The sequence below is a fragment of the Halomonas sp. I5-271120 genome (genome assembly GCF_030553075.1).
Lineage (GTDB): Bacteria > Pseudomonadota > Gammaproteobacteria > Pseudomonadales > Halomonadaceae > Onishia > Onishia taeanensis_A.
The window spans coordinates 2646460-2661996 of the sequence record NZ_CP130701.1 but is presented as its reverse complement, the minus strand read 5'-3'; the positions used below and the strand labels follow the sequence as shown (position 1 = coordinate 2661996).

Genomic DNA, 15537 nt, shown 5'->3' with positions numbered 1-15537 from the left:
GCCGATGAGGGTTCATGACTTCCCCCGAATCGGAGATGTGCATGAACCCGTCGACGCTGATCGGCATACTGGCAAGCATCGGCCTGCTCGGCACCGTATTGCTGTTTACCGCCGAATCGCCTCAGAGCTTCATCAATCTGCCGGGGCTCGCCATCGTCGTCACCGGCACGCTAGCCGCCACCTTCATCAGCTATCCCCTCAGGGAAGTCGTCCGGGTGGTGCGCCTGGTAGGCCTGGTCTTTCGCCGCGAGAACACCTACACCCGTGGCGACATCCAGGAGCTCGTGGCGATCTCGCGGCTGTGGTTCAAGGGCGATGTGCGCGCCGTAGAGCAGTCGCTGGAAAAGGCCAGTAACCCCTTCCTGCGCACCGGCGTGCAGCTGGTGATCGCCAACACCAAGGAAGAGGATATTCTCGAGCTGCTGCGCTGGCGTATCGCCCGCCTCAAGGCTCGGGAGTTCGCCGAGGCACAGATATTTCGCACCATGGCCACCTATGCCCCGGCCTTCGGCATGATCGGCACCCTGGTCGGCCTGGTGAACATGCTCGAGGTCATGGAGGCCGGCGATATCGGCGTGATCGGGCCGCGCATGGCGATCGCCCTGCTGACCACCTTCTACGGCATCCTACTGGCCAACCTGGTCTTCAAGCCTATCGCCGTGAAACTCGAACGCCGCACCGAGGAACGGCTAATCGCCATGAACATGGTGCTCGAAGGCATCTCGCTGATCTGCCGGCGCCGGCTGCCCTCCTTCATCGAAGAGACCCTCAACTCCTTCATGGCCAACTACCGCGACGAGATCCGCGATGCGCCGCCGGGGATCGACGTCGCGAGCACGAGTCCAGAAACCAGGGGCCCCGGAGGTCAGGAGGCTCGACAGGATGGCTGATTCAGATGACTCCCTGCTGCCAGGCACCGGCCACGCCAGCAGAGACAGCGACGGCGAAAACTGGCTGACCAGCTACCTGGACGTGCTGACCCTACTGATCACCCTCTTCGTGCTGCTGATCTCGATGAGCGGCGGCCAAGCAGGCGATGCCACGTCGTCTCAGGCAACGTCCAACAACCCCAGCTTTACTCCCTTGGCCAAGGTAGGCGAGCGCCAGGCGGGGATACTGCCGCAGCAGGGCGATGGCGTGAGCGCCGCCTTCGACGACCTGGCAGTAGACGGCGTGGTGGTGGCCCGCCACGCCCAGGGCACGATGTTGCGCATCGCCGATCACCTGCTGTTCGACAGCGCCAGCGCCTCGCTAACGCCCAGCGGAGAGGCCACGCTTGCCCAACTGACCGACAAGCTGAGCGCCTTTCCAGGACGCATCTCTGTCGAGGGGCACTCCGATAACCGGCCCATTACCACGTCGCGCTATCCCTCCAACTGGGAGCTATCCAGTGCGCGGGCCAGCGCCGTGCTGCGATTCCTGACCGAGCAAGGTATCGACGCCACACGCCTGCGTGCCATCGGCTATGCCGACACCAAGCCGCTGTCTTCCAACGACGACGCCCAAGGCCGGGCTAGTAACCGCAGAGTGGAACTGGTGCTGCACAACGACTGACGCCTCAGGCATCGGCCGGCATCAGTGCTGGCATCCGTGCTGGCCAAGCAGCTCGAGCACCTGCGCCATATCGAGCTGTTCCTCCAGCGCATCGGCGAGGCGGTCAAGCTCGCGCTCGCGATGGGCCGCATAGTCCACCGCCGCGGCCCCTTTATCCTCGAGACCCAGCCGGCTAAGCAGCGCGGTGCAAGCGCTCGCTTCGTCGAAGAGGCCGTGCAGGTAGGTGCCGAGCACCTGGACGTCCGCGCTGACCGCCCCGTCCGGGCGACCCTCGAAGTGCATCAACGGCCTCTCCAGCGCAGGCCCCTCGCTGACGCCGTTATGGATTTCGTACCCACTCACCGCTACGCCTTCGCCGGCCAGGGTGTCTAAGACAGTGGCTGAGACAGTGGCTGAAACAGTGCCGGTGAGAGTGCTAGCGTGAGTGCCAACCAGAGACCCGACAAGCGTACCCCGCACGTTGCGCAGCTGCTTGCCCGCCACCATACGGGTGCGCATGGGTAGTAGCCCGAGCCCTGGCGTAACGCCGGGCGGGCCTTCCCGGCCCTCGGGATCGTCGATGGCGTCCCCCAGCATCTGGAAACCGCCACAGATGCCGAGCACCTTGCCGCCATAGCGAAGGTGGCGATGAATCGCCGCCTCCCAGCCCTGAGCGCGCAGCCAGGCAAGATCGCATGCCGTCGCCTTGCTGCCCGGCAGCAGGATCACATCGGCCGGCGGAATCGGCTGGCCCTCGCTGACCAGGCTCAAGGACACCCGTGGATGCAGGCGCAGCGGATCGAGGTCGGTGTGATTGCTGATGCGCGGCAGCATCGGCACCACGATATGCAGCTCGGGTTGATCCGATTCCCGGCCGGTGAGACCAACGCCATCTTCGGCGTCGAGCAGCAGGCCATCGAGGTGGCGCAGGACACCGAGCACCGGCTTGCTGGCATACGTCGTCAGCCAGTCGAGGCCGGATTCGAGCAGGGCAATATCGCCGCGAAAGCGATTGATGATGAAGCCTTTGGTGCGGGCCCGTTCGGTCTCGGAGAGAAGCACCAGGGTTCCTACCAGTTGGGCGAAGACGCCACCCCGATCGATGTCACCGACCAGCAGCACCGGGCAGTCGATGGCCTCGGCGAAGCCCATGTTGGCGATATCGCCCTCGCGCAGGTTGACCTCGGCGGGGCTGCCCGCCCCCTCGGCGATAATCACCTCGAAGCGGCTCGACAGTCGCTCCCAGGCCGCCAACACCGAAGCGCGGGCCTGGCGCTTGAAGGCGTGGTAATCGAGCGCGCCCATGTGACCATAGACCTGACCGTCGAGAATCACCTGGGCGCCCTGATCGGTCTCGGGCTTGAGCAGTACCGGGTTCATGTCGCAGTGAGGGGCAATGCCAGCGGCACAGGCCTGCAGGGCCGTGGAGCGGCCGATCTCGCCACCCTCCGGCGTCACGGCGCTGTTCAGCGCCATGTTCTGAGGCTTGAAGGGCGCCACCGACACGCCGCGGCGAGCAAGCGCTCGGCACAGTCCCGCCACCACCGTGCTCTTGCCGGCGTCCGAGGTGGTGCCCTGGATCATCAGGGTCGGCATGGCAGTATCCTCATGAGTGGGGTGGCAAGGCGTCGATAGCAGCGACCAGCGCCTCATCCGCCGGCGGCGTTTGCCAGCCGTTACCGTGCACCCGCTCGGCCAGCGGCAGGCGCTGACGCCAGCCGGCGCGGGCCAGTTCGGGGCTGTCCAGAAACTCATCGACATAGCCCAGGCACAGGTAGGCGAGCGGATAGACATGCTCCGGCAGGCCCAGCACCTCGGCAAGCTCCTCTTGGTCGAGGATGCTGACCCAGCCTACGCCGATGCCCTCGGCCCGGGCCGCTAGCCACAGGTTCTGGACCGCCAGGCAGGTGCTGAACAGGTCCATCTCGACGATGCTCTGGCGCCCCAGTACGTGCTCGCCGCCACGGCTGCGGTTGCAGGTGATGCACAGGTTCATCGGGCTCTCGAGAATGCCTTCCAGCTTGAGGCGACGATACAGCGCGCCGCGCTCGCCGGTGTGGGCCTCGGCCGCCTTGGCGTTCTCGCGCTCGAAGATGGCGTGTACGCCGCTTCGCACCGCGCGGTCGTCGATCATCAGGAAGTCCCAGGGCTGCATGAAGCCCACCGAGGGCGCATGATGAGCGGCCTCGAGCAGCCGCGCCAACACCTCGGGCGGAATCGGGTCCGGGCGGAACTGGGCGCGCACGTCGCGGCGCTCGAAGATGGCGCGGTAAAGGCCGGCTCGCTCAGCCTCACTGAAGGCATGTCTGTCGCCGCTCATTAGAGTTCTATACCTTTCTGAGCCTTGATGCCCTGATCCTTGAAGGCGTGCTTGATCACTTTCATCTCGGTCACGGTGTCGGCCAGCTCGATCAATGGCTCCGGTGCATGACGCCCGGTGACCACGACGTGTTGCATGGCCGGGCGCGCCTGCAGATCGTCGAGCACGCTATCGAGGTCCAGGTAGCCATGGCGCAGGGCGATATTGAGTTCGTCGAGCAGCACCAGTCCGTAGCGTTCGTCGACAAGCATGCGTCGAGCCTGATCCCAGGCGGCTTCGGCGGCGCGAATGTCGCGCTCGCGGCTCTGGGTATCCCAGGTATAGCCTTCGCCCATGACGTGATAATCCACACCGGGCAGGTCACGAAAGAAGGCCTCCTCGCCGGTGCTGAAGGCCCCCTTGATGAACTGCACCACGCCAACCTTCATGCCGTGGCCGAGTGCGCGGGCGGCCATGCCGAAGCCTGAACTGCTCTTGCCCTTGCCGGGGCCGGTGAGCACCAGCAGCACGCCCTGCTCCTTGTCGGCGGCGGCGATGCGCTCATCCATGATGCGCTGCTTGGCAGCCATTCGCTGAGCATGACGCTCGGGGTTGATATGCTTCATCGGAGTCTCCATCGAGAAAATTCGAGAACGCCCTTTAGCTAGGCGTTCGTGACAATAACGGCGTCCGTGCCAGTCAATAGGTCTCCGTGATCCAGCCGTGACGTACGCGCAGCTCGGCGCGACGCTTGAAGATGGCCGACATCGACCCGGCGCCCCTGGCGAACCGCTTCTGGCATACTCTTTCCGGCGGCGAGTGTCAGCGGGTGCATATCGACCGCCCCTGGCCCAGCAGCCTTGAGCCCTGCTGGTCGCCACGGGCCGGCCCCGTAAGCTGCTGACAACCGACCGGCCGCGGCATACCTTCGGCAGGTACGCCGGAGCCCTCGCGGCGCCATCTGCCCCGGCCGGCTGATTCACACAGGGCGTCACCACGACATCTTCATCAGGAGCCCCGTCATGCTCGACAAGAAAGCCAGCCGGCAGATGGAGCGCCGGTTGACCCAGGCACTGACCAAAGCCTGCGAGACCGCCAAGCCGCTGCTGCCGGGCTTCGCCTGGCTGACCCACCTGGTGGACTACCACCACTTCCCCGAGAGCCTCAGGGTCGTCTGGGTGTTCGAGACCCAGACCGACATGACCTACGCCCTCAAGGGCCACGGCCGCCGCCAGATGGCTGAGCTCACCGAGGCCGCCCTCTTCGAGGTGGGGGCCGACATCGCCGACATCGATGCCCACCTGGATGTCGACTGCGAGGAAGAATGCCGGCGCGTGCACGGCGGCGACTGGGAGCGCCGGTTGGCGACCCGGGGGCGTCACTGACATGGCCAAGGGCATCGAAAGTCCCTGCGTCGCGATCTGCCAGCTGAAGAGCGGGCTGTGTGTCGGCTGCGGGCGCACCATGGAGGAGATCACCCACTGGCGCGCGATGAAGCGGCAGGAGCGGATGAAGACCAACCAGCGGGCAGCTCAACGTCTCAAGAAACTCGATAAGCACTGAGCGCTCTCGCCTCAACGCCTGGGCACGAAGACGGGCGCGCCGTCCACCATGGCGGTGGTCAACGCCTGACCGTAGAGCCCTTCAAGCGCTGCCGGCACCAACATGCTGCTCGCCTCGCCCCAGCAGGCCTCGCCGTCGGGGTAGAGCAGCAGCAGGTGGCTGCACCAGCGAGCCGCCAGGTTGAGGTCATGCAGACACATCACCACGCCGCAGCCACGATCGGCCTGTTCGGCCAGCAGTTCCATGACCGCCACCTGGTGGTGCAGATCGAGGTGGTTGGTGGGCTCGTCGGCAAGCCAGAAACGCGGCGCCTGGGTCAGTAGTGTGGCGAGGCTGACGCGCTGACGCTCACCGCCGGAGAGGGTGGAGAGCTCTCGCTCGGCCAGGTGCGTCAAATCCAGCCGCTCGAGTGCCGCCTCGGCACGAGCGATATCCTCCGCCCCTTCCTGCTGCCATGGGGCGATGAAGGGATGGCGGCCAATCAACGCCGTCTCGCGGACGGTGGCCGGAAAATCGTCGTGGTGTGCCTGGAAGACGATGCCCAACCGGCGCGCCAGTGCCCGACGCTTGAGGCGTGAGATGGGCGTTCCGCCAAGACGCACCTCGCCTGAGCGTGGTGCCCGCAGCCCGGCCAGGGTGTGCATCAGCGTCGTCTTGCCGGCGCCATTGGGGCCCAGCACGCCCCAGCGCTCGCCGGGAGCGATCCGCAGATGCAGCGGCCTTCCCCCGGTACGTCCAGGGACATCGATGACCAGATCACGAGCTTCGAGTGTCTCTATCAGCGGTTCCGAGATGGCCATCAGCGGCTCCGAGAGAGCAGGTAGAGAAAGCTCGGCACCCCGAGCAGCGCGGTGATCACGCCCACCGGCAGCTGTTGAGGGGCGATCAGGGTGCGCGCCAGGGTGTCGGCCAGAGTCAAGAGCGTGCCCCCGGCCAGCAGGCTTGCCGGCAGAATCAGCCGCTGATCGTTGCCGAGCCTCAACCGCAGCATGTGGGGCACCATCAGGCCAACGAAGCCCACGCTGCCGGCCGTGGTAACCGCCACCGCAGTGAGCAGGCTGGCCAACAGGTAAAGGGTCCACTCCAACGGACGGACCGCCACGCCCAGGGCCCCAGCCTGAAGGCTGCCGCGAGCCAGTACGTTGAGGGTTCTCCCCAGGGGCGTCACCACCAGAAGGCTGGCAATGGCCACGCTCAACACCGGCCAGGGGCTGCCGGCATAGGCCATGTCGCCCATCAGCCAGTAGAGCATGCCGGGCAGCTGCTCCACGGGGCTCACTGCCAGCAGAAAACTGATCAAGGCGCCCCAGCCCGCAGCCATTACCACCCCGGTGAGCAGCAGGCGGGTCGGCGTCCAGCTGCCGGTGCCATGAGCCAGGCCGAAGACGATCAGGGTCGAGGCCAGGGCGCCGGTAAAGGCCGCACCGGAGACCAGCACCAGGCTCCATCCGGCGAGCATTGCCAGCAGTGCCGCCACCGAGGCCCCGCCGGAAAGCCCCAGCACATAGGGGTCGGCCAGCGGGTTGCGCAGCAGTATCTGCATCAGGGCGCCGGCCAGGGCCAGCAAGGCACCGGTGCCGAAGGCCGCGAGCGCCCGAGGCAGCCTAAGCTCCAGCACCAGCGTCTGATGCAGAGCATCGCCGCCGCCCAAAAGCACCGCCACCAGTTCATCGGGGGCAATACCGACACTGCCCAGTGCCAGGGCTATCGCCAGCGCCAGCAGCGCGGCCAGCGCCAGCCAGGCCAAGGGCCGCAGCCGCCGCGCACGGCGCACCACATCAGCACTAGCGTCGGCCACGCGCGACCTCCAGACGTTGACAGAGCGCCCGAGTGCCGTCCAGCAACCGCGGCGTAGCGCGCTGAACCAGGTCCGGGTCGACGAAGAAGAGGTTGTCCCGCTTCACCGCAGTCAGCCGGGGAAAATCACGCCAGGCCTCGAGCCAGGTGGAGTCGGGGTTGCCCATGCCGCCGGTGATAATCGCTTCCGGGTCACGAGCCAGCACTGCCTCGACGCCGATCCGCGGCGCCAGGGCGGAGGCATCGGCAAAGAGGTTGACCCCACCACACAGCTCAAGCGAGCGGCTGATCCAGTGCTCACCATTGATGGTCATCAGCGGCTGCTCCCAGACCTGATAGAAAACCGGCACCGGGGCAGCGTCGGCATAACGCTCACGCAGCGTCGCCACGTCTTCGCGCAGTGACGCCGCCGCGGTTGCGGCGACCTCAGAGGTACCTGCCAGGGTGCCGAAGCGCTCGAGGGTCTTGGCGATGCCGGCAAAGTCTTCCACGTCAGAAAAGTAGACCGGCAGGCCGAGTCGCGACAGCCGGTCGACCTGCTCACGGGGATTGCCACCTTGCCATGCCACCACCAGGTCGGGGTCGAGGGCCAGCAGGGCCTCGAGGTCGAGACGGTCGTAACCGCCCACTTGAGGAAGCGTTCTGGCAGCGGGCGGGTAGTCACTGAAATTGACCACGCCGACCACCCGCTCGCCGGCGCCAGCGGCAAAGAGCATTTCGGTGACGCTGGGTGAAAGCGCGACGATACGCTGAGCCGGCGCCTCCAGACAGATGTCATGCCCGGCGTCGTCGCTGACGCAGGCCTCGGCCCAGGCAATGCCGGGGAGGCAAGCCCCCAGCCCTATGGCCAGAATCAGGCTCAGAGTCAGGGGCAGGGCCGCCATCGGGGCCGCGCGGGCGCTCTTGCGCATCACTCGCCGAACCGCACGCTAAGGAAGGCAGCACGGCCGGGATTCAGGTAATCCCAGCCGCCCTGGAACGCCGAGGCACGCGCCGTTGCGTACTCCTTGTCGAGCACGTTCTCAAGCGTCATCTGGGCCGACCAGAGGGGTGCAAACTGCCAGCCGGCGCGCAGATTGACCAGGCCGAAGCCCGGCAGGCGCTGGTCATTGTCGACATCGTTGTAGCGATGATTCTGGGCGATGAAGGAGCCGCCAAGCGTCCAGTCGCCGAGAGCACGGTCGGCATCCAGGCGCAGACTGCGTGACGCCCGGCGCACCAGCCTGTTACCGGTGTCCTGGTCCTCGGGGTCGGTGTAGGTCAGGGCGGCGCGCAGCGTCCAGTCACGCACGTCGGCGCCGGTGGCCAGTTCCACACTGCGAATGCGGGCATGATTGACGTTGAAGGGCGCAAAGCGGCCATTGCGCGAGGTATTCGCGATCATGTCATCGATCTCGGTCCGATAGACCGACAGATCCCAGAAACCTTTGCCAAACTGGCCACGCAGACCAAGTTCGGCTGTCCTGGAACGCTCGGGATCCAGGTCGTCATTGCCAAAGCCCGGGAAGTAGAGCTCATTGAAGGTCGGCGCACGAAAGGCCGTGCCATAGCTGGCCCGCAGGGTATGCACGCGATCCAGGGCGTAGCTCATGCCCAGATGGCCGGTAACTTCTTCACCGAAGGCTTCGTTGTCATCAAACCTAAGCCCGGCCTGCAGGCTCAGGGGAGAAAAGTCCAGCAGGGCCTGAGCAAAAAGGGCCGCGTTGTCGCGGCTGTCCTCGCTGTAGTCTGAACTGCTATCTATCTTGTCCTGACTGTATTCGGCGCCGGCGATCAGATCATGGGGCCCAAGCATCAGGGTGTTTTCCCAGCGAGCGCTGTGGGTCACGGTATCGAAGTGGGTAAGACTGCCGTTGGCATCGTCATCGCTCTCATCGCGGGCCTCGCTGAGGGTGACGCGGCTCGTCCAGCGTTCGGTCACCGGAAGCTCGCCGTAGAGGCCGGCCACCTGCTGCACATAATCGGTGTTACCACCGACGTATTCGCTGTTGCCCCGGGCACGCAGCCCCAGCAGGCCAATCTCGCCGCCATTATCGAAGCCCTGAGACAGCCGCACGAAGCCGGTGGTGTTGTCGTAGCCCTTGTCGCCATCTCCTCGCTTTATCTCGGTGCCATCGGTGCTTAGGTGGCTGGCAGAGAAGGCATAGCGGGTGTCATCGGCACGCCCTGTCAGACTGGCCCCATAGCGCTCGGTGCCAAACGAACCGCCGCCGGCGGTGATGCTGGGATGCGGCCCTTCGTCCTTTCCCTCGCGGGTGAACAGCTGGACCACGCCGCCCACGGCATCAGCGCCATAGAGGCTGCCGCGCGGTCCGCGGACCACCTCGACCCGCTCGAACATCCGTGGCTCGAGGAGCTGCCAGGCCGGGCTACCAGCGGTGGCCGAGCGCAGCCGAATGCCGTCGATCAGTAGCAGCGTGGATTCGCCGCCGGCGCCGCGAATATTGACGTTGCTGGTCTTGCCATAGCCACCGTTGGAGGTGACATCCACCCCGGGCTGGGCGCGCAGAATATCGGTAATGTCCTTGGGGTCCTGGCGGCGCAGCTCGGCTTCGTCGATCACCGTGACCGAGGCAAGACTCTGGTCGGCGGTGCGCGGCGCGAGGGTCGCGGTCACTACCATGGGATTGAGCATCTGCTCGCTAGCGGCAGTGTCGGACGCAACGGGAGCAGCCGTGGAAGAAACGGCCTCGGGGGATGCCGTACCGGAAGCGGCGCTGGCAAACGGCGCCACGCCAAGACACAGGGCGGCCAGGCCCCGACGGCGGGAGAGTGGTGTCATCATAATGGTATATCCCAGGGCCGCACGCACCCGTGCGGCAAGAACCCTTGAAGGGCCGGGAAACGAAGGGGAAGACAGGTCAGTCAGCGATGAGGACAACGCGACCCTGCCCATGGTTCGCCCTCCGCGTCCTGGCATGCGCTCACAGGCCGGTATCCGGACTGACGAACGAAGGGCCTGGCACTACTAAAAGAGAGGCACCTTCCGGACCGCCGCCTTCCCATGCCGCAGGGGCACAGTGGCATACCATTAAAGGTAGTGGCGGACCTCGATTCGATCACCGTTGCGGGGGCAGCGTCGGAATGGCTGATTGCATCACCGACTTCCCGTTTAAACCCGGCCCGTCTGCGCGGTCCTGGGTCACCTGAGAGTAGACGTAAGCTAGCAACCGCGGATAGGCGAGTCAACGCGCTCCCCCGGCGAGCGCCGTTTAAGGCATCGAGCCAGCCCGTGGCGCACGTACCAGACGGCGTCAGCACGGGAGGCCGCATCCTGACTCAACCAACCGGCCAGATCACGCAGTCGGCGGTCCTCGGGCGCCAATGGCACGATGCCGCGCCCCATCTCCGGCAGAATCAACACCATCTGCCCGCCGGTGTGCCCCTCGGCCTCGATCATTGCCTGAAGGGTATCGACCAAACGCTGGCGCAGCCGGTCATCATCGCGCTCGTCAGCCAACGCCCGTGCAAGCCAGTCTGCCCAGCCGGTAATCACGAGCACTCGCCCTGAGACGAGCCGGTCACGCCAGTCGGAGAGCGCATCATCCGCCTTCAACCACAAGGCGCCAGGAAAGCGCGCGGTTACGATGTCGCCTTTGCCGGCGCAGGCACCACCGATGAAGAGCTGCATGACCAGCCGTCCTCCTTGATCGTAAAGGTAAAACAGCGCCCCTGGGCCTGGCCGACCACCCCGTCCCAGAAATCGGCCGCCTCGAGGCGGCGACGCAGTTCGCGAATAGTGCCGCCGTGGCTTACCGCCAGCGCGCGACGGTGCTGGCACTGGCGTGCCTCGGCGAGCACCTCATCCAGCCAGGCCGATAGCCGCGCCCAGAGATCATCCGCCGATTCGCCGCCGGGCGTGGCCAACAGGCCCTGGCTGTCGACCCAGGCCCGATAGTCGGGATCGTCCTTGAGCGCGGCCCAGGTTTGCCCTTCGTAGTCGCCGAAATTCAGCTCGCGCAGCCGGGCATCAAAGCGCGGCGTATCAGGATGGCCTTCACGCACATGCGCAAGCGTTTGACGACAGCGCGTCAGATCACTGCAGTAGACGGCATCGAAATCGACACCTGCCAGGTGATCGCGCAGCCGATCCAGGTCTGGCTCAGCGTCAGGCAGCAACAGCGGAATATCGCGGTGGCCCTGGTAGCGGCGCTCTTGGTTCCAACTGGTCAGACCGTGACGAACGACCACCAACTCCAGGCGATCATCAGCAACCATAATTCTCCTCCCTCGATGGCGGCGCCAACGATGTCGCCGTTGATGCCGCCGAAGGCCCGGCGTACCGCCAGGCCGTAGATGATGATGAATATCGCAAGGCCCATCAGCAGCCAGACCATGCTTGGCATGATGACCACTACGGCCAGCGGCAGCAGCGCCGCCAGGGCGAGATCCCGAAAGCCGAGACTCTGCTGCCAGGCGTGTGCCAGGCCCTCGGGCCGTGCCGCCGGCACCCAGACCAGCAGGCCGACGCCGCCCAGCCGGCCAAGAGCCGCGACGGGCACCAGCCACCAGGGGCTGGCTCCCGCCTCGAGCAGGGCCCATAGCAGCACGGCCTTCCAGGCCAAGTGAAACACCAGCGCCAGCACGGCGAAGCTGCCCACCTGGGAATCCTTCATGATCGCCCAGCGCCGCTCCAGCGGCGCATTGCTGCCCAGGGCATCGGCCAGGTCCATCAGGCCATCCAGATGCAGGCCACCAGAGAGCGCCACCCAGAGACTCAGCAGCATGAGGGCCAGCATCGGGGTGGGCAGCAGCGGCTGCAGTAGCACACCGATTCCACCTACCAGGGCGCCGAGTAGCGCCCCCACCAGCGGATAGGCCCTTGCCGCCCAGCGCCGGGTGCCCGGCGTCCAGGGGCAGGCCACGGGCACCGGGACTCGGGTCAGAAACTGGATCGCCAGCAGTGCGCCGAAGATAGCGTCCTTCATGATGTTTCTCCCTTGCCGTCATCGGGGTGCTTGCCATCGACCGCGTCCTTGCCATCGATCGAGCCCTTCCAGTCGACCGGGCAACCGGCCACCACTTCGATCACCCGGTCAGCCTGATGGGCCAGGTCTCGGTGCAGGCGCTGCAGGAATACCAGGTAGCGCCAGACCAGCTCATCTCGCGGCGGCAGATCTTCGTTGAGGTCGTTGGAGACCACCACCAGCGTGATCTCGCGGCGGCGGGCCGTCTCGACCCACTGGCGAAGCATCCTGCACCCGGCCTCCCCCTCGAGGCCGGCCTCGAACATGACCTGGCTGGCCCAGAGCGTCAGGCAGTCGAGCAGTACGCAAGCCCCGACCGGTACGCGATCGAGTGCACCGGCTATGTCCAGTGGCGCTTCCCGGGTCAGCCAGCCCTCGCCGCGCTCGCGACGATGCCGCGCAACTCTTGTCGCCATCTCGTCGTCGCTGACCCGGGCCGTGGCCAGGTAAACCAGGCCGCCGGGCGCAGGCGAGCGCCAAGCTCGGGCCAGTGCCTCGGCCACTGCACTCTTGCCGGAACGCGCGCCACCCGAGACGAAGGCGATCATGCGCGCCTCCAGGCGGCCAGCGCCTCGAGCAAAACGGCGTTGTCCGCGCTGTCGCGCAGCGCCAGGCGCAGCCAGCGGCCATCGAGGCCGGGGAAGTTATGGGTATGCCGGGAAAGCAGGCCCCGGCGCAGCAGGAAGGCGAACAGCGCCTCTGCCTTGGCGGCGTCTCCGCCATCCAGCAGCATGAAGTTGGCCTGAGTGGCCGGCACCGCATAGCCCAGCGCGCGCACCGCCTCGGGCACGCCAGGGCGTACATCGGCAAGCCAGGTACGGGTGCGGGAAAGATAGTCGGTGTCGGCCAACAGCGGTGCCACCAGCCCTAGCGCCAGGGCGTTGACGCTCCAGGGCATCTGCAGGTCACGGGCACGTCGCACCAGCGATGGCGAAGCGAGCAGGTAGCCCAGCCGCAGGCCCGGCAAATCATAGAGTTTGGTCAGCGAGCGCAGCAGCACGAGGTTCGGCGCAGAGGCCAGCAATGGCGTGAGCGCGCCCTCATCGCTGAAGTCGATAAAGGCCTCATCGACCACCACGGTGGTGCCCGTCTCAAAGCCTCGGGCCAGCAGGCGCTCAACGGTCTCAAACGGCAACAGAGTGCCGGTGGGGTTGTTGGGGCGACACAGAAAGAGCACCGAGGCAGGTGCTCTCGCCCCCTCTCCGGTTCTCTCTTCAGTTCTCTCTTCAGTTCTCTCTTCGGTTCTCTCAACAGCACTTTCAACAGCGCCCTCCATGGCCCGCTCGGCCGCATCGACGTCGAGCTCGAATGCCTCGCCTCGCAGCGCAAGCGACTCGACCGAAAGGCCATAGTGGGCGCAGGCGAGGCGGTACTCGCTGAAGGTGGGTTCGACCACCAGTGCCCGGCCACCGGCGTGCAGGGCCGCCGCCAGATAGATGGCTTCGGCGCCGCCGTTGGTCACCAGCACCTGCTCGGGCGTCAGCCCTTGCTGGGCGGCGATGGCCTGGGCAGGCGCATCGTCATCCGGGTTTGGGTAGACCGCCAACCGATCGGCGGCGCCTGTCAGCCAGTCGCTCAGCCAGGCCGGGGGCCCCAACGGGTTGAGGTTGGCGCTGAAGTCGATCAGCGGATGGTCAGACGGCAGGCCGAAACGCGCCAGCAAGGCCGCCCGGCGACCACCGTGAGCGGGCCAGTTGGCGATCCATGACGTCATATCAGCCACTCCCGCATCAGCACCAGGGGAGCCGCCAGCAGCAGGAAGACCAGCCACCCGCCGTGCATGTACGTAATGGCCCGCTCGACATGGCCTGCAGTAAGGGCCTCATGGGGCGTGCCCAGGGTGGCACGCGGCGAGGGACGCCCGGCGTAGTGATTGAGGCCGCCAAGCCGCACCCCCATGAGGTTGGCGACCATGGCCTCCGGCCAGCCCGCATTGGGACTGGGGTGGCTCGGTGCCTCGCGGCGAGTGCTGGCGATGGCCCCGCGCCAACGGCTCCCAGGGATGACCAAGGCGGCCAACCAGAGAGTCAGCGCCGTGAGCCTTGCCGGCAGCCAGTTCGCCACATCATCTAGCCGCGCCGAGGCGTTACCGAAATCTGCAAAGCGCGGACTGCGGTAGCCGACCATGGAATCCAGGGTGTTGGTGGCCTTGTAGGCCAGCGCCAGCGGCGCACCGCCCAGCAGCGCCCAGAACAGCGGCGCGGTGATGCCATCCACGGTGTTCTCGGCCACGGTCTCAACCGTCCCCCGGGCCAGTTGACTCTCGTCGAGGCCGGCCGTGTCACGGCCAACGATCATGGAAAGGGCTTTTCGGGCTGCCGCCATATCCCCCTGTGCCAGCGGCACGGCCACCGCCCGTGCAGCGTCGGCGAGCCCTCGAGCCGCCAGCGTCGTGGCCAGAAGAACAAGCTCCATGGCCGCTGACAGCCAGGGGCTGATCCAGGCGAGAACGGCGAGGACGCTCCAGGCGAGCGCCCAGGTGCCGCCCACCACCAGCGCCGCCAGCCACTGGCCACGCCGCCGGCGATCGGCAGGAGGTCCGTGATTCCAGGCCCGCTCGAGCCAAGCGATTACCCGACCAATGCCCACCACCGGATGCGGCAACCAGCGTGGGTCACCCAGCAACAAGTCGAGCAGCACTGCGGCAGCGATCATGGCCAGCAGCGACAGGGACAGGGGCTCGAACGCCGGAAGTGCCAGACTCATCGTCTGCCCTCCTCCGCCATGGCCAAGGAGGCCTGGATGGCCTGGAACACGGCTGCTCCGATGGCCCGCCCGAGCAGCGTGCCCGAGCCTGCATAAGGAGTCGCCACCCCGCACTGGGTGGCGGCGATGGCCAGGCAATCGGTGGAGGTGCCGGTGGCCGGCGTGCCCGAGATCGGATCCCGAACGCCCCACACGGCCAGGGCCCGCACCTTGGCCTCACTGGCCGACTGAACGGCATTGACCAGGGCGCCATCATCAAGATGGCCGTCGATGAAAACCAGCGTATTGATGGTGCCGGCGACCAGGCGCGGGTCGTCCCGCACCGGAGCGGTGATATCCACGGCATTACCGACCCCCGCGGTGACCGCGACCAGCACCCGGCGCTCGCCGGCGTGGACCTCCTCGAGCGCCAAATGGGCCAGGGGCACCGCGGTCATCATCGCCACGCAGTTCTCGGCCTCAAGGCCACGTGCGGACAGCCAGCCCAACAGGTCGGCACGGGGCGCCTGGCCGGCATAGTCCTTGTCGACGTGAAAGTTGCAGAAGTCCCGCGACCAGCCGAGTCCCGGCCCGACCAGGGCACTGCTCAGGGTGCGCAGGGGCGTCTCATGATGGAAGTGCACGCAGCCGGCATCGACAGCAAGCGCGAGGCCGCCTCCCACATCCAGCCAC

The 15537-nt window shown here is 66.4% G+C and carries 18 protein-coding genes and 1 riboswitch; of the genes, 4 read left to right on the top strand and 14 right to left on the bottom strand.

Translation table 11 applies throughout. The features are described 5' to 3' along the window. Positions 1–41: 41 nt before the first annotated feature. Positions 42–890, top strand: a complete 849-nt coding sequence (locus Q2K57_RS11850) for a motility protein A (protein WP_304526686.1) — start codon at positions 42–44, stop codon at positions 888–890. After that, positions 883–1554 (top strand): OmpA family protein, encoded by a 672-nt coding sequence (locus Q2K57_RS11845; RefSeq protein WP_304525185.1) that lies wholly within the window; start codon positions 883–885, stop codon positions 1552–1554. The genes Q2K57_RS11850 and Q2K57_RS11845 overlap by 8 nt, the downstream gene beginning before the upstream one ends. Positions 1555–1575: 21 nt before the next feature. Here the strand turns inward: Q2K57_RS11845 and Q2K57_RS11840 are convergent, their stop codons facing one another. From Q2K57_RS11840 to cobO, 3 genes are read right to left on the bottom strand one after another with little or no spacing between them, the layout of a single operon-like run. Next, positions 1576–3129 (bottom strand): cobyric acid synthase, encoded by a 1554-nt coding sequence (locus tag Q2K57_RS11840; RefSeq protein WP_304525184.1) that lies wholly within the window; start codon positions 3127–3129, stop codon positions 1576–1578. A 10-nt stretch (positions 3130–3139) separates the two neighbouring features. Then, positions 3140–3853, bottom strand: a complete 714-nt coding sequence (gene bluB, locus Q2K57_RS11835; RefSeq protein ID WP_112053492.1) for a 5,6-dimethylbenzimidazole synthase — start codon at positions 3851–3853, stop codon at positions 3140–3142. Beyond that, a complete protein-coding gene (gene cobO / locus Q2K57_RS11830; protein ID WP_304525183.1) occupies positions 3853–4458 on the bottom strand; it encodes a cob(I)yrinic acid a,c-diamide adenosyltransferase in 606 nt (201 codons plus the stop codon). Before cobO ends, bluB begins: the two co-directional genes overlap by 1 nt. Positions 4459–4854: 396 nt before the next feature. Here cobO and Q2K57_RS11825 point away from each other — a divergent pair, with 396 nt between their 5' ends. Continuing rightward, on the top strand, positions 4855–5217 hold the full coding sequence (locus Q2K57_RS11825; protein ID WP_304525182.1) for a hypothetical protein: 363 nt from the start codon (positions 4855–4857) through the stop codon (positions 5215–5217). Between the two features lies 1 nt (position 5218). Continuing rightward, complete coding sequence (locus Q2K57_RS11820; RefSeq protein WP_112053495.1) at positions 5219–5395, top strand: DUF1289 domain-containing protein; 177 nt, start codon at positions 5219–5221, stop codon at positions 5393–5395. 11 nt (positions 5396–5406) lie between these two features. Here Q2K57_RS11820 and Q2K57_RS11815 read toward each other — a convergent pair whose 3' ends face one another. The 11 genes from Q2K57_RS11815 to Q2K57_RS11765 form a co-directional block, all read right to left on the bottom strand. Continuing rightward, positions 5407–6195 carry an ABC transporter ATP-binding protein gene (locus tag Q2K57_RS11815; protein WP_304525181.1) on the bottom strand — a complete coding sequence of 263 codons (789 nt, stop codon included), beginning with the start codon at positions 6193–6195 and terminating at the stop codon, positions 5407–5409. Beyond that, complete coding sequence (locus tag Q2K57_RS11810; RefSeq protein ID WP_304525180.1) at positions 6195–7193, bottom strand: iron ABC transporter permease; 999 nt, start codon at positions 7191–7193, stop codon at positions 6195–6197. Before Q2K57_RS11810 ends, Q2K57_RS11815 begins: the two co-directional genes overlap by 1 nt. Then, entirely contained in the window at positions 7180–8103 is a 924-nt protein-coding gene (locus tag Q2K57_RS11805) for a cobalamin-binding protein (RefSeq protein WP_304525179.1), read from the bottom strand. The genes Q2K57_RS11810 and Q2K57_RS11805 overlap by 14 nt, the downstream gene beginning before the upstream one ends. After that, positions 8103–9974: a TonB-dependent receptor domain-containing protein gene (locus Q2K57_RS11800; RefSeq protein ID WP_369700311.1), complete on the bottom strand. Its 1872-nt coding sequence runs from the start codon at positions 9972–9974 to the stop codon at positions 8103–8105. The genes Q2K57_RS11805 and Q2K57_RS11800 overlap by 1 nt, the downstream gene beginning before the upstream one ends. Before the next feature lie 129 nt (positions 9975–10103). After that, positions 10104–10357, bottom strand: a riboswitch (cobalamin riboswitch). After that, a complete protein-coding gene (locus tag Q2K57_RS11795; RefSeq protein ID WP_112053497.1) occupies positions 10356–10823 on the bottom strand; it encodes a bifunctional adenosylcobinamide kinase/adenosylcobinamide-phosphate guanylyltransferase in 468 nt (155 codons plus the stop codon). Its footprint overlaps the riboswitch before it by 2 nt. Next, positions 10775–11410: a histidine phosphatase family protein gene (locus tag Q2K57_RS11790; protein WP_304525177.1), complete on the bottom strand. Its 636-nt coding sequence runs from the start codon at positions 11408–11410 to the stop codon at positions 10775–10777. The genes Q2K57_RS11795 and Q2K57_RS11790 overlap by 49 nt, the downstream gene beginning before the upstream one ends. Beyond that, complete coding sequence (gene cobS, locus Q2K57_RS11785; protein WP_304525176.1) at positions 11362–12120, bottom strand: adenosylcobinamide-GDP ribazoletransferase; 759 nt, start codon at positions 12118–12120, stop codon at positions 11362–11364. The genes Q2K57_RS11790 and cobS overlap by 49 nt, the downstream gene beginning before the upstream one ends. Beyond that, entirely contained in the window at positions 12117–12707 is a 591-nt protein-coding gene (locus tag Q2K57_RS11780) for a bifunctional adenosylcobinamide kinase/adenosylcobinamide-phosphate guanylyltransferase (RefSeq protein WP_304525175.1), read from the bottom strand. Before Q2K57_RS11780 ends, cobS begins: the two co-directional genes overlap by 4 nt. Next, positions 12704–13873, bottom strand: a complete 1170-nt coding sequence (cobD, locus tag Q2K57_RS11775) for a threonine-phosphate decarboxylase CobD (RefSeq protein ID WP_304525174.1) — start codon at positions 13871–13873, stop codon at positions 12704–12706. Before cobD ends, Q2K57_RS11780 begins: the two co-directional genes overlap by 4 nt. Beyond that, positions 13870–14865 carry an adenosylcobinamide-phosphate synthase CbiB gene (gene cbiB / locus Q2K57_RS11770; RefSeq protein WP_304525173.1) on the bottom strand — a complete coding sequence of 332 codons (996 nt, stop codon included), beginning with the start codon at positions 14863–14865 and terminating at the stop codon, positions 13870–13872. Before cbiB ends, cobD begins: the two co-directional genes overlap by 4 nt. Continuing rightward, the gene (locus tag Q2K57_RS11765) at positions 14862–15527 is read right to left on the bottom strand and encodes an adenosylcobinamide amidohydrolase (protein ID WP_304525172.1); all 666 of its coding nucleotides are present in this window, start codon (positions 15525–15527) and stop codon (positions 14862–14864) included. The genes cbiB and Q2K57_RS11765 overlap by 4 nt, the downstream gene beginning before the upstream one ends. Positions 15528–15537: the final 10 nt, after the last annotated feature.

Coding starts and splice junctions, on each gene's coding strand:
- cobS (WP_304525176.1), bottom strand. CDS start 12,120: ATGAAGGACGCTATCTTCGGCGCACTGCTGGCGATCCAGTTTCTGACC.
- Q2K57_RS11805 (WP_304525179.1), bottom strand. CDS start 8,103: ATGCGCAAGAGCGCCCGCGCGGCCCCGATGGCGGCCCTGCCCCTGACT.
- Q2K57_RS11795 (WP_112053497.1), bottom strand. CDS start 10,823: ATGCAGCTCTTCATCGGTGGTGCCTGCGCCGGCAAAGGCGACATCGTA.
- Q2K57_RS11850 (WP_304526686.1), top strand. CDS start 42: ATGAACCCGTCGACGCTGATCGGCATACTGGCAAGCATCGGCCTGCTC.
- Q2K57_RS11845 (WP_304525185.1), top strand. CDS start 883: ATGGCTGATTCAGATGACTCCCTGCTGCCAGGCACCGGCCACGCCAGC.
- Q2K57_RS11820 (WP_112053495.1), top strand. CDS start 5,219: ATGGCCAAGGGCATCGAAAGTCCCTGCGTCGCGATCTGCCAGCTGAAG.
- Q2K57_RS11800 (WP_369700311.1), bottom strand. CDS start 9,974: ATGACACCACTCTCCCGCCGTCGGGGCCTGGCCGCCCTGTGTCTTGGC.
- Q2K57_RS11790 (WP_304525177.1), bottom strand. CDS start 11,410: ATGGTTGCTGATGATCGCCTGGAGTTGGTGGTCGTTCGTCACGGTCTG.
- cbiB (WP_304525173.1), bottom strand. CDS start 14,865: ATGAGTCTGGCACTTCCGGCGTTCGAGCCCCTGTCCCTGTCGCTGCTG.
- cobO (WP_304525183.1), bottom strand. CDS start 4,458: ATGAAGCATATCAACCCCGAGCGTCATGCTCAGCGAATGGCTGCCAAG.
- bluB (WP_112053492.1), bottom strand. CDS start 3,853: ATGAGCGGCGACAGACATGCCTTCAGTGAGGCTGAGCGAGCCGGCCTT.
- Q2K57_RS11780 (WP_304525175.1), bottom strand. CDS start 12,707: ATGATCGCCTTCGTCTCGGGTGGCGCGCGTTCCGGCAAGAGTGCAGTG.
- Q2K57_RS11825 (WP_304525182.1), top strand. CDS start 4,855: ATGCTCGACAAGAAAGCCAGCCGGCAGATGGAGCGCCGGTTGACCCAG.
- Q2K57_RS11815 (WP_304525181.1), bottom strand. CDS start 6,195: ATGGCCATCTCGGAACCGCTGATAGAGACACTCGAAGCTCGTGATCTG.
- cobD (WP_304525174.1), bottom strand. CDS start 13,873: ATGACGTCATGGATCGCCAACTGGCCCGCTCACGGTGGTCGCCGGGCG.
- Q2K57_RS11840 (WP_304525184.1), bottom strand. CDS start 3,129: ATGCCGACCCTGATGATCCAGGGCACCACCTCGGACGCCGGCAAGAGC.